This window comes from Alteromonas sp. AWJ4_199, assembly GCF_056159165.1.
This window is the reverse complement of record NZ_JBSWUR010000001.1, coordinates 2,647,433-2,660,675: the sequence shown is the minus strand read 5'-3', so window position 1 is coordinate 2,660,675 and position 13,243 is coordinate 2,647,433. Positions and strand designations below refer to the sequence as shown.

Sequence of the window (13,243 nt, the reverse complement as noted above, 5' to 3'; positions counted from 1 at the left end):
CATCAAAGCTAATTATTTACTTAGGGCTGATAGTAAGTGGCTGCGCCTGGGCCCACCGGCATGCCAAGTAAAAATACCCAGATGTAGAATAAAATAGTCCAACCTACTATGAAGACCATAGAATAAGGTAGCATCATGGCGATAAGCGTGCCCATTCCCAAGTCTTTTTTGTATCTAGCTGCCATGGCTAGGATAAGCCCAAAGTAGCTCATCATAGGTGCTATAACGTTAGTTACTGAATCACCGATACGATAAGCCGCTTGAATAACTTCTGGCGCGTAACCAATAAGCATAAGCATAGGCACGAAAATAGGCGCTGTTACCGCCCACTGCGCAGATGCACTACCTAACGATAAGTTAACCACGCCACACATCAATATGAATAGGATAAACACGGCGGGGCCATCTAATCCGGCAGCTTGCAAAAGAGCTGCGCCTTTAACGGCTAGCACGGTACCTAAATTTGTCCATTTAAAGAAAGCAACAAATTGTGCAGCAAAGAATACTAACGTTATGTAAAGCCCCATGGCTCCCATACTCTTCGCCATAGCATCAATGACATCTTTGTCGTTTTTCATCGACTTGGTCACTTTACCGTAAACAAAGCCAGGAATCGCAAAGGTGATAAAGATGAAGGCAACAATGCCTTTTAAAAACGGAGAGCCCGCCACTTCACCTGTCTCTGGGTGACGTAAAATACCATTTTCAGGTACTACCGTTAACGCAAGGATTGCACAAACTAGGGCAAAAGATATTCCCGCCCAACGCAAGCCCTTCTTTTCCAAATCTGTGGGCGCATCCATAGATTGCTTGCCTAGCTCTATTGATGCCTCAGATGGATCAAACTTGCCCAGTCTTGGCTCTACCACTTTTTCAGTAACTAGTGCCCCCATAGTGGCAACTACAAAAGTACTGATAAACATAAAGTACCAGTTAACTTCTGGGCCAACCGCGTAGTCAGGGTCTATCATGTGAGCAGCGGCTTCTGTGATACCCGACAACAGTGGGTCAACCGTACCTAACAATAGATTTGCACTATAACCTGCAGAGACACCAGCAAAAGCCGCAGCAAGGCCGGCTAGCGGGTGACGTCCTAGAGAGTGGAAAATCATTGCTGCGAGCGGAATAAGTACCACGTAACCAAGTTCAGAGGCCGTATTTGATATAATGCCCGCAAAGACAATAGCAAAGGTTACAGCGCGTTTTGAGGCGTTCATAACTAACGCGCGCATTGCTGCCGACAAAAGGCCCGAATGTTCTGCTACCGATACACCAAGAAGGGCAACGAGCACGGTGCCTAGTGGTGCGAACCCGGTAAAGTTAGTGACCAACCCCGTAACTATCCGCTGCAAACCTTCTGCGCTCATCAAGGATATTACTTCAATCATGCCGTCTTCTTCACGGCCCTTCGCACCAACAGGGCGAGGATCGGCAACAGCAAGGTCGAAATAACCTAATATGCCGCTTAATACCACGATGAAAAGTGAAAGCAGCGCAAATAACGTTACCGGGTGCGGAAGTAGGTTTCCTAACCATTCAACCGTAGCGAGAAATCGCGAGAATAACCCACTCTGTCCGTCGTTATTATCGGCAGACGCTGTATTTTTGTTTTCCGTTGTCAAAATCTTCCCTCTGTCGTTTATTTACGCCTACTACATCAAAGTTAACGCTGGGAAGGCGATAACTTTGTACTTAATGGTGACGTGTTTTAATAATATTCGGGCGGTATTTTACCCGATATAGTGAAAATTTGGCAGTGGATAGGGAAAATGAGGGGTTAACTTACTGTACACTTTACTAACTTGGCCTTGTGCAATCACAAATAACCACTTTGTATCAGTAAGTTACTTTTTGAGAGGGTGTAAAAAAGCCAGTCTAAAAGACTGGCCTTTATATTCATAAAAACATTTGGTTTTTAGTTGCCGCTAGACTGATTCATATACTTAAAGAAGTCACTGTCCGGCGCTATTACCATAACGTCTTGTTTGCTGTTAAAGCTTTCTTTATATGCATCCATACTACGCAAGAAGCTGTAGAAATCTGCATTTTTTGAGTAAGCGTCAGCGTAAATTTGTGCCGCAATCGCATCACCCTCACCACGCAACTGGCGGGCATTACGCTCGGCATCTGCCAGCATTACTGTCACTTTCGCGTCGATGTTAGCTTTAATTACCTCAGCTTGTTCCTGACCTTCTGAGCGGTGCTCACGAGCAACAGCAGCACGCTCTGCGCGCATACGTTGGAAGATAGAGTTACTCACTTCAGTAGGTAGGTTAATTTGCTTAACGCGTACGTCAACAATTTCAATGCCTAGCTCGTCTGATGATGTAGACGCCTGTTCCATTGCTTGGTTCATTAGTGCTGAACGCTCGCCAGAAACGATTTGCGCAATGGTACGAGTACCAAACTCAGAACGTAGGCCGTTGTTTACTTTTTGCTTAAGTAGTGCTTCGGCTTGAAGCTTGTTACCGCCTGTAGACAGGTAGTAACGCGCAAAATCGTCAATACGCCACTTAACGTAAGAATCAACGATAAGGTCTTTCTTCTCGCTTGTTACAAAGCGGTCTGGTGACCCGTCTAGCGTTTGAATACGCGCATCAAGCACACGTACTGAATCGATAAACGGAAGTTTAAAGTGAAGACCCGGTTCGAACACTTTTGTGTCGCCAGTCGCGTCGTCTCTTTGCACTTTACCAAACTGAATAACAATGGCGCGTTCGCCTTCTTTAACTGCAAACAGTGAGCCTGATGCAAGCAATACAAGAAGAACAAATACTGCAATTAACAAATTCTTCATTGTGCTTATCTCCCCTCTCTGTAGCTATCGCCGCGCAAACCTGAACTTGGCGAACTATTTCGGCTGCGGCCATTAGCATCGGTTACTGGTGCTTGTAAGCCTTCCAGCGTATTGCGCGTATTTTTGTTACTTGTAGATTGCTGGCGTTCCATGATTTTATCTAGCGGGAGATACATCATGTTGTTACCACCTTTGCTGTCAACCATGATTTTGCTGGTACTGCTAAGTACCTCTTCCATAGTTTCAAGGTAAATACGCTCGCGAGTAACCTTAGGTGCACGTTCGTATTGAGGAAGCAGCTCTTCAAAGCGTGCCACTTCACCCTGTGCTTCTAACGTAACGCGCTCTTTATAGGCTTGTGCTTCTTCGTTCATGCGATTGACTTGACCGCGTGCACGAGGCTCAATTTCTCTAGCATAAGCTTCTGCTTCACGAATGAAACGCTGTTCGTCTTCCTGGGCAGCGATGGCATCATCGAATGCATCTTTAACTTGCTCAGGTGGACGAGCATCACGGAAGTTCATATCAATGATAGATACACCCATGTTGTATGGTTCGATAATCGATTGAAGTTCTTCCCACACCCGTTGACGGGTTACTTCACGTCCGTCGGTTAATACGTCATCCATTGTAGAATGTCCAACTACATAACGGATAGCGCTATCAAGAGATTGACTTAAGCTTTGCTCAGGGCTTTCAACGGCAAACGTCCAACGGTATGGGTCAACAACGCGGAACTGCATTTCCATTTGAACGCTCACTACGTTCTCATCTTCAGTAAGCATAGAGCCTGATGACGACTGATCGCGTATTGATTGAACATCAACAGGAATAACAGAGTCGATGAACGTAGGCGCCCAGCGAAGACCCGGCTCAACTTGTTGGTGATACTCACCAAAGCGAAGGACTACGCCGCGCTCAGCTTCACGAATGGTATAAAAACCACTAATGAACCAGATCACGACAAGTAAACCTACTAGAATACCAGCACCGATGCCGCCTAGGCTTTTGCCCGAACCACCACCGTTGCCACCTGACTTTCCAAACTTACCAAATAAGTTTTTAAAAACATCGTCCAAATCTGGGGGACCTTGCTCTTTCCCACCGCGATTCTTCCACGGGTCGTTATTATTGCCACCCGGCTCATTCCAAGCCATGCTGATACTCCATAGATTACTGTTATATTTTTGAATTTTGCATGCTCAATGCAGTATTTAACACTGCTTAATGTCGCACAACATACTCTGATATTCCGTTTTCCAGACGTTTTTCAAGCCTGTTCCAGTCGGCAGAGGGCATTCTTACATCAACTACCCAGTCTCCCTGACTGTCGTATTCTTCACTTGCAATACAGTTTAGCTCGTACAACACGCCGCGCAATTGACTTTGTGCAGGTGGAATCTTCAACGTATAGTTCACCATGCTTTTTGCTAAACATTCAGTTAAAGCTTGGCTCAACAATTCCGTCCCTTCGCCCGTTTGTGCAGACAACCACACTCTAACGGGAACGCCCTCGTCATTTCTTTCTATACGCGGCTGAACGTCGTCTAGTTTATCAATCTTATTACAGATTAGTAATTGTTGAATGTCACCCGCTTCAATTTCTTCAAGTACGTCGTTCACCTCGTCCATGGTTTCACGATATTTTGCATCGGCAATGTCGACAACATGAAGCAGTAAATCTGCCTCTTGTGTCTCTTGAAGCGTTGCTTTAAATGCGGCAACTAGGTCGTGGGGAAGATGACGAATAAAACCAACCGTATCGGCCAATATTGCGGGGCCAACATCTTTTAACTCGATTTTACGTAACGTAGGATCTAGCGTTGCGAACAACTGGTCGGCAGCGTAAACGTGAGAGTCGGTAATGGTGTTAAATAGCGTCGATTTTCCCGCATTCGTATAGCCAACTAAGGATACCGTTGGAATTTCAGCGCGTTTGCGAGAGCGACGACCCTGCTCACGCTGCTTTTGCACTTTTTCCAAACGACGAAGAATGGCTTTAATACGACCACGAAGTAATCGACGGTCAGTTTCTAGCTGCGTCTCACCTGGACCGCGAAGACCAATACCACCTTTTTGACGCTCAAGGTGAGTCCATCCTCTGATAAGACGCGTTGAGATATGTCTCAACTGGGCTAGTTCAACCTGTAACTTACCTTCGTGAGTTCGCGCGCGCTGCGCGAAAATATCGAGAATAAGCCCAGTTCTATCTAACACCCGGCATTTACACACCGCTTCTAAATTACGCTCCTGAGAAGGAGAGAGCGCGTGGTTGAAAATAACAACGTTAGCATCGTGTGCTTTTACTGCTGCTGCTATTTCCTCTGCCTTACCTGAACCAACAAAAAACTTAGCATGAGGCGCACTGCGTGACGTCGTGATGACCTCGACCGCATTTACCCCTGCTGAAGACACAAGTAATTCAAGCTCACTTAAGTCTTCTTTACTGTTCTCGTCGGAAAAATTAACATGAACAAGTACAGCCTGTTCACCGGCTTCATAACGGTCAAACAAGCGCGTTACCTTTTAAATTATTCACCTTTAGTATTTTCAGAATCTCCTGCGCTAGGCATAGTGATAGCGCGTGCTGGAACAACAGTAGAAATCGCATGCTTATACACCATTTGGCTTACTGTGTTCTTCAGTAAAATAACGAACTGGTCGAATGATTCAACCTGCCCCTGAAGTTTAATACCGTTTACCAGATAAATTGATACTGGAATACGTTCCTTACGCAAAGCGTTCAAGAATGGGTCTTGTAAAGATTGCCCTTTAGCCATTTGATATCCTTAGTTTTTATTATTCATGATAGAAATTTCACTATCACTGCACGTCTAATGTATACCACACTCAAACATTTAAAGTGTGACTTTCGCTGTAATTTTAATCAAATTATCGTTAGCAAATGTGTCAAGCCATGTAACCTGCTCCCAGCCCCGTAACCACGTAAGCTGGCGCTTGGCAAGCTGCCTTGTAGCGATAATGCCTCTTTCACGCATTTCTGCGTAACTCAATTGGCCGTCTAGGTACTGCCACATTTGTCGATACCCTACTGAACGTATAGAAGGTAATTCTTCATGTAGATCACTGCGTTCATAGAGTTTCGATACTTCTTTTTCGAACCCTTGCTCTAGCATCATATCAAACCGGGTCGCGATTCGTTCGTGCAACACTGCCCTGTCTTCGGGCGCTATGGCAAATTGTGCAATGTTATAAGGGCACTTTTCACCCTCTTGTTGTTGCCAATATGTCAACGTCTTGCCGGTACTTCTATACACTTCCAGTGCACGAGTAATACGCTGTGGGTCATTTGGGTGGATCCTCTCACCACTGATTGGGTCTACACCACGTAATTCATCGTGCAATTTAGACCAACCCAAGCGTTGTGCCTGCTGTGTTATATCGTCTCGTACTTTTTCATTTGACTTAGGTAGTGGCGAAATTCCATTTATCAAGGCATTAAAGTACATCATTGTACCTCCAGCCAAAATTGGCACCTTGCCTCGAGCTAAAATATCGCCGATAAGCCCATTCGTATCGTTTACAAATTGCGACACCGAATAGCTATCTGCCGGGTCGATAATATCAATTAAGTGGTGCACTACCCCCGCTCGCTCTTCCTGCGTCGGCTTCGCTGTGCCAATATCCATGCCTTTGTATACAAGAGCTGAATCTACACTAATTACTTCACTATCAACCTGAGTTGCTATATCTAACGCCAACCCCGTCTTGCCTGACGCTGTGGGGCCCATAATTGCTATTACAGGTAATGCAGAATTTATGCCATTGGACACGTTATTCTCCCCACACATCTAGCAACGAACTTAAGGGGCGCACTTTAGCAAATTGCTCAATAATTTCCCATTGTTTCGCTTCGCTTTGCTGATCCAACCAGTACCAGAGCATATTTGATACATCGTCGTCGAACACTTGCTCTTTTAAAACGAGCGATGTCATCGCACCTTCAAGAGAATCTAATTCACCGCTACCCTTGATGGATAAAAAGGATTCAAACCATTTTAGCCAAGGTAAATGCCTTGTTCCGGCAGGCACCTGCTGCAAGCGGTACTTTCCGGCTACTTTATTTATTTCGAAATGCGATGCGTTTAATAACTCGATAAGCTTTTCATCCACATTTTCAAGTGAAACGGCGACAGGCATCAATAGCGGTTGTCCGTGCTTCGCTTTTAAAAATAGTTCGCTTAACCAGATACTTGCAACTTTAGTTGCAAAAAGAAGGTAAACTTCTTCTGATCTTGGGTAAATTCTACACAAGGGAGAAAGATTAACGTGAGCATTAGTCCGCTGTTCGCCGTTATCACTATCGGTAATGTCACTATTTGGCGTCATCAATGCGTTATAACTAGATTGATAAGCAGCGCCTGGCCCTCGACTTTGTCCTCTTCCTTGCAAAGACGTCGCGCCACCGCTACCACTAAAACTCCCCGCTGATGGCGGTTTCGCGTTACCAAGGTATTGACCCCGACTATGCGTCGAATTTTGCGAATATGCCCCCGACGGGTAATGAGAGCTTTCATTTAACGCGCGCTCGTTATCAGGCGTTTGCTCTTGTAAGGGCCTAATGTAGTCGTGTTCTACCTGAGATGACATGAAATCTGAGCCTATAGGACGGTTTGCGTCCATTCCTGCCAGAGGCTGCTCTTCGGTCATGGCATGCAGCGCATCACTCACGGTTTTACAGATAAAGTCGTGTACCAACCTGCCTTGTTGAAACCTAACTTCATGCTTAGCGGGGTGAACATTCACATCCACATCTTTAGGATTAACCGTTAAGTACACCACAAAGCTGGGTTGCTCCACCACACCCCAAACGCTTTCGTACGCTTGACGAATAGCGTGCATAATAAGCTTATCTCGCATGCCTCTGCCGTTAACAAAACTGAACTGGCAATCATTACTGCTGCGAAGCATGACCTCGTTACCTAGCCAAGCATCAATGTGAAGACCTTCATACGCGGTACTAATATGTACGGCGTTTTGAACAAACTTTTGTCCAACCACAGCGCCAATTCGGGTGGCTAAACTGCCTTCCTTGTCGGCGATAAAGCGCTTTGCTACTTTATCGTTGTGTTTTAAAACAAATGAAACCTTGGGATAGCTCAGTGCTATGCGTTTTATAATTTCTTCAATATGCTGAAATTCGGTTTTTTCAGTGCGTAAAAACTTACGTCTTGCTGGCGTGTTGTAAAACAGATCTGCCACGTCAATTGTGGTGCCAACAGGGTGAGCCGCTGGCTGGATATTTACCGCCATTTCCCTACCCTCACAGTAGGCCTGCCACGCCTCACCTTGAGATTCAGTGCGCGATGTCAGTGTTAATCGGCTTACCGAGCTAATACTTGCCAGCGCTTCGCCACGAAAGCCTAGGGATAGAATTTGTTCCAAGTCATCCAGAGTGGTGATTTTGCTGGTTGCATGGCGACTCAATGCCAGCTGTAGTTCGCTTTTGACAATGCCTGACCCATTGTCTTTTATTCGAATGCGTTTATGACCACCTTTTTCGATATCGATTTCTATTTTAGTGGCACCAGCATCAAGGCTGTTTTCTAATAACTCTTTAACCACAGACGCGGGGCGCTCAACCACTTCACCAGCGGCAATTTGGTTAGCGAGTTGGGGAGATAAAAGCTGTATAGGCAAAGGGCTACCCTATGATATTCAATGTATAGTATTCACTATATGAATTCGTAATGAGGTTATATGTAAGCGCATGGAGGCACTGGCAATATCCGGTAAATCCAAACCATGGTTTATGTTCTCGGAATATTTAATACCTGTCCAACGCGAACAACATCACTCGAAAGATCGTTAGCAGCTTTAATGCTGCTCACTTTCACATTATAGCGCTGCGCCAATAGTGAAAGCGATTCACCGCTTCTGACTTTGTGCGTCCTGTTGTTCGCTTTTTCTTGAGCCCACAGTGTACCATCAGGCGGTATTTGCTTGAAGTAGCGCTTGGTTGCCTTGAACATTGCATTTGCCAAGCGCTCGCGATATTTCGACCAATTTAGGTTTTTCTCTTCTTGCGGATTCGATATAAAACCAACTTCAACTAATATTGACGGGATGTCTGGCGCGGTTAACACAGCAAAACTAGCAGCTTGTGGCTTTCTTTTATGGAGGCTGGTCACTTGCTTCAACTCTTCTACCACTTTATTACCTAAATCATGGCTGGTCGCCATGCTGTGATCCATAGATAAGCCCAGTATGGTTTCAGTAAGGTATCGTTCGCTGGACTTATCATTGATCACTTCAGCGGCACCGCCTAACAGCTCAGAATGACGCTCTGATTTTTCTAACCAGCGACCTAGTTCAGTGTCGGCCCTGCGTGTTGAGAGCACCCATACCGAGCCACCTCGCGGCTGTGGCTGACTAAACGCATCGGCGTGAATAGAGATAAGTAAGTCGGCTTTTTTCTCTCTGGCAATTTCAGGACGACGATTGGGAGAAATATAATAGTCACCGCCGCGTGTCATTATGGCACGCATACCGGGTTCTCGATTGATTTTGCTTTCAAGCTTTTTGGCTATGCTCAGCGTGATGTGCTTTTCATACGTCCCTGCAGGCCCAACCGAGCCTGGGTCGTGTCCTCCGTGTCCGGCATCAATGGCAACGATAATATCTCTATCACGGGCGCTACTTGTATCGTCAATCACCACTGATCCCGTTGATGTCGATGCCGACATTGTAGTAGATGTTTTAGGCGCACTATCAGGTAGGTCAACCACAAGCCTGTGACCTAGAGAGCCATTAGGCGTTACGGCAAACAATGAGGGCTTTGTATCTCTGTTAAGTTCAACAACTATCCTAGCCGATGACTTACTTTGAGGGGTTGAATAGCGCAGTTTTTTGATCAAATCACCGCTATTCTTTACGCCTGAAAGCTTTGCAGAATCGCTGGTATTCTTGATGTCGATAACCAAGCGAACAGGATTTTTAAGCATAAAATAGGTGAACTCTGGCGCTGATTTCATATCGAAAACAACGCGCGTATTGTCCGGCGACGGCCATATCCTAACCCCGTCGATGTTATTTTGCGCGCCGTGTGCGAATTGCACGACGAAACACAATAATAATACCGAAACTATACTGCGCACCATAATTAGCCTTTCTGTTATTGTTATGCTGCTCTCGTCAACTCCGGAGCGGCTATTTATTCAGTTTTTCTTTCATTTCGCATTTGCGCTAAACGCGCTTGCATTGCTGAAGCAATTTCGCACCGTGGGCACTTTTTGCTTCCAAATTAAACTGCCTACCCGATGGCGTAATATTTATACTAATCACTAAGTCTGGGGATGCCAAGTATTCGCCCCCTTTTTCCGACCATTCAATAAGCGCGATAGCGCCCGAACCAAAGTAATCGCGAATTCCCATGAACTCTAACTCTTCTGGGTCGGCTAAGCGATACAGGTCGAAGTGATAGATATTGACGCCGTCCAACTCATAAGGTTCAACCAATGTATAGGTTGGACTTTTAACGCTACCTGAATGACCTAAAGATTGAATGAAATATCGGCTAAATGTCGTTTTCCCTGCACCTAAGTCGCCGTTTAAATAAATAACAGCATCGGTAGGGAGTTGACTCGAAACGGCCTGCGCTAAATCTCTGGCAAGCTGCGCAGTATCATCTACTTCATTAGCAAAAAAAGAGGTATGCGGGTAAGACATCAACAATATTCCACAGTAATACAAAGAAACACAGTAGATGCCTGCCCGTTTAAGACAAAACCAACCTATTTAGTGGTTGATAAGCGCACGTACTGCGTCGAACAAATCGCTCGCTATCATACCACGTTGACCATACAGTTGGGCAATATCATCACCGGCCTTTGCATGAAGTACCACACCATATTTTGCTGCAATGTCTGTTTCTACACCTTGCGCGAGCAACGCGCCCAATATTCCGCTTAATACATCACCGCTTCCTGCGGTAGCCATACCTGGATTACCGTGACGGCAAACCCAGGTTTTCTTTTCATTGTCGATAAGCGTGCCCGCCCCTTTTAGTACACAGACCGCATGGTATCGCTGTGAGCACTGCCTTGCGTAGTTAAAACGGTCGCTTTCTACATCATCAATAGAAACACCGAGTAAACGCGCAGCCTCGCCTGCGTGAGGGGTTAAAATACTGTCAGACAAGGTGTACGCGGTTGACTGCTGACACAACAGATTCAGCGCGTCAGCATCAATGACCACAGGCTTATTTTGGCTTTGACAGTGCTTCATGGTGGTTTCAAATGCGCTTTCTGCCCATTCATCTTGCCCAAGACCCGGTCCAATAACCACACAGGTTGCCCAAGCTAATGCATCTTCCAAATTAAAGTCGGTGACCATAAGTTCAGGTCTGCCTGCACTGACCTGAACGACCGACGACTCATGGGTATACACGCGTACCATGCCCGCACCGCTTCGAAGTGCGGCTTCACTGGCGAGTCGAATGGCACCTGCTGTTCCGCGGTTACCGCCAATGCACAATAGTCGACCGTAAGTCCCTTTATGACTGTTAATCTCCCGTGGCCCCATACCTTTAAAGTGGTCGATATTTAGCATGGTCGCGCTCGCTTTAGCTAATGCTTGGAACGCTTTGCCGATACCCAAGTCCGCATACACTAACTTACCGCACGATTGTTTACCCGCACCAGTAACAAGCCCCGGCTTAATGCCCACAAAAGTAACGGTGATATCAGCCTGAACACATCGCCCCAGGCTCTGTCCTGTATTTGCATCAAGCCCTGACGGCACATCAACGCTTACTACCGGTGTTGATGACGTATTCACCGCATCAATGATGTCTGCAAACTCATTGCGAATATAGCTATTAATACCTGTACCAAGAAGCGCATCAATCACTACGTCAGACTTCTCGAGGAGCGCAGCGTCAAACCCATTGATACTGCCTCCTGAATCAAGCCAGCGCTGCTGTGCTTTGCCAGCATCACCTTCCAGCGTACGTTCAGGCTCAACCGCACATAAATGCACTTGTTTACCCGCAAGTTTTGCGTTTATTGCTGCAATGTAGCCGTCACCCGCATTGTTACCTTGGCCCACCAGCACTAAGTAAACGTCTGAGTTTGGCATAAGCTCAAGACACTGCTTAAATACCACATCACCAGCTCGTTGCATTAACGTGAACATATCGCAGCCCGAATCCGCGGCGGCTTGTCCCTCATTTTCCCTAACCTGATCGGCCCGAAATAATTTGTATGATAAACTTGACGTTAATTGAGTATCTAGCATGAGCACATGTCCGAATTTAGTTCTATCGACCTTGTTGAATTAACCAACAATATCAAGGCTTGGGGTACAGCGCTAGGCTTTCAGCAGGTTGGCATCAGCGATATTGATCTGCATCAGCACGAGGCACACCTACAGGAATGGTTAGACAATGGGTATCACGGTGACATGGCCTTTATGGAAAGTCATGGGATGAAGCGTGCCCGGCCTGATGAGTTGGTCCCGGGGACATTGCGGGTTATCAGCGTTCGCATGAACTACTTACCTCCTGACGCCTCGTTTGCCAAGCATTTAAAAAAGCCAGAAATAGGATACATCAGCCGCTATGCATTGGGTCGTGACTATCACAAAGTTTTACGTAAGCGCTTAAAGCAACTAGGCGAAAAAATTACCGCCTCCCTTGCGCATACCCAATATCGCCCGTTTGTCGACTCGGCACCTGTGCTGGAACACGCCATTGCCGAAAAAGCGGGTATTGGCTGGACTGGTAAGCATAGCCTTACACTTAATAGAGACGCCGGCTCTTGGTTCTTCCTAGGTGAACTTTTTATTAATTTACCGCTGCCGGTAGATACACCTGTTGAAGAAGGTTGCGGAAGCTGCACAGCGTGCTTAACCATCTGCCCAACAAACGCGATTGTAGCGCCATATAAAGTAGACGCTCGCCGCTGTATTTCCTACCTCACCATTGAATCGGATAAAGACATACCCGAAGAATTACGGCCAATGATGGGTAATCGTATTTATGGCTGTGACGACTGCCAGTTAGTCTGCCCTTGGAATCGTTTCGCCGATATCACTAGTGAAGAAGACTTTCACCCTAGACAAGTACTGCACGGTCAAAGCCTTAATGATTTGTTTTGTTGGTCTGAAGAAACCTTTTTGCGCAATACCGAAGGCTCACCTATCAGGCGTATCGGATTTGAAAAGTGGCAGCGCAACATTGCCGTAGCCTTGGGCAATGCGCCCTTTAACGAAGACTCTATTCAGCTCTTAAAAGAAAGGCGGGGATGCGTGAGTGACCAGGTAGACAGGCACATTGATTGGGCTATCGCGCAACAGCAAGACAAACAACAAACTGCGAGTGGTGACAGCAGACAACAAGCTCGGCTGATACGCATTGTTGAAAAAGGTTTACCCCGAGACGCATAAGATTTACTTATAAAAGCAGCATTAAACCTAAATTTTAAC

General features: G+C 46.1%; 11 protein-coding genes. 1 reads left to right on the top strand and 10 read right to left on the bottom strand.

The window, feature by feature from the left end:
- Positions 1-20: 20 nt before the first annotated feature.
- The 10 genes from ACXAER_RS11665 to ACXAER_RS11620 form a co-directional block, all read right to left on the bottom strand.
- Complete coding sequence (locus tag ACXAER_RS11665) at positions 21-1,622, bottom strand: AbgT family transporter (protein ID WP_474829404.1); 1,602 nt, start codon at positions 1,620-1,622, stop codon at positions 21-23.
- Positions 1,623-1,915: 293 nt separating this feature from the next.
- Positions 1,916-2,797, bottom strand: coding sequence for a protease modulator HflC (gene hflC, locus ACXAER_RS11660; RefSeq protein WP_474829402.1), 882 nt, complete (start codon positions 2,795-2,797; stop codon positions 1,916-1,918).
- A gap of 5 nt (positions 2,798-2,802) precedes the next feature.
- Positions 2,803-3,954, bottom strand: coding sequence for an FtsH protease activity modulator HflK (gene hflK, locus ACXAER_RS11655; RefSeq protein WP_474829400.1), 1,152 nt, complete (start codon positions 3,952-3,954; stop codon positions 2,803-2,805).
- 67 nt (positions 3,955-4,021) lie between these two features.
- Positions 4,022-5,311 carry a ribosome rescue GTPase HflX gene (gene hflX / locus ACXAER_RS11650; RefSeq protein WP_474829398.1) on the bottom strand — a complete coding sequence of 430 codons (1,290 nt, stop codon included), beginning with the start codon at positions 5,309-5,311 and terminating at the stop codon, positions 4,022-4,024.
- A 17-nt stretch (positions 5,312-5,328) separates the two neighbouring features.
- Complete coding sequence (gene hfq, locus ACXAER_RS11645; RefSeq protein ID WP_014951092.1) at positions 5,329-5,577, bottom strand: RNA chaperone Hfq; 249 nt, start codon at positions 5,575-5,577, stop codon at positions 5,329-5,331.
- A 78-nt stretch (positions 5,578-5,655) separates the two neighbouring features.
- Positions 5,656-6,609: a tRNA (adenosine(37)-N6)-dimethylallyltransferase MiaA gene (gene miaA / locus ACXAER_RS11640; RefSeq protein ID WP_474829396.1), complete on the bottom strand. Its 954-nt coding sequence runs from the start codon at positions 6,607-6,609 to the stop codon at positions 5,656-5,658.
- Complete coding sequence (gene mutL / locus ACXAER_RS11635; RefSeq protein WP_474829394.1) at positions 6,593-8,458, bottom strand: DNA mismatch repair endonuclease MutL; 1,866 nt, start codon at positions 8,456-8,458, stop codon at positions 6,593-6,595. The genes miaA and mutL overlap by 17 nt, the downstream gene beginning before the upstream one ends.
- Positions 8,459-8,568: 110 nt before the next feature.
- The gene (locus ACXAER_RS11630) at positions 8,569-9,918 is read right to left on the bottom strand and encodes an N-acetylmuramoyl-L-alanine amidase (protein ID WP_474829392.1); all 1,350 of its coding nucleotides are present in this window, start codon (positions 9,916-9,918) and stop codon (positions 8,569-8,571) included.
- An 85-nt stretch (positions 9,919-10,003) separates the two neighbouring features.
- A complete protein-coding gene (tsaE, locus tag ACXAER_RS11625; RefSeq protein WP_014951096.1) occupies positions 10,004-10,486 on the bottom strand; it encodes a tRNA (adenosine(37)-N6)-threonylcarbamoyltransferase complex ATPase subunit type 1 TsaE in 483 nt (160 codons plus the stop codon).
- 69 nt (positions 10,487-10,555) lie between these two features.
- Positions 10,556-12,055 (bottom strand): bifunctional ADP-dependent NAD(P)H-hydrate dehydratase/NAD(P)H-hydrate epimerase, encoded by a 1,500-nt coding sequence (locus ACXAER_RS11620; RefSeq protein ID WP_039221788.1) that lies wholly within the window; start codon positions 12,053-12,055, stop codon positions 10,556-10,558.
- A 6-nt stretch (positions 12,056-12,061) separates the two neighbouring features.
- On the opposite strand from ACXAER_RS11620, the gene queG reads away from it, so the two are divergent.
- On the top strand, positions 12,062-13,204 hold the full coding sequence (queG, locus tag ACXAER_RS11615; RefSeq protein ID WP_474829389.1) for a tRNA epoxyqueuosine(34) reductase QueG: 1,143 nt from the start codon (positions 12,062-12,064) through the stop codon (positions 13,202-13,204).
- The last annotated feature ends 39 nt before the right edge of the window (positions 13,205-13,243 follow it).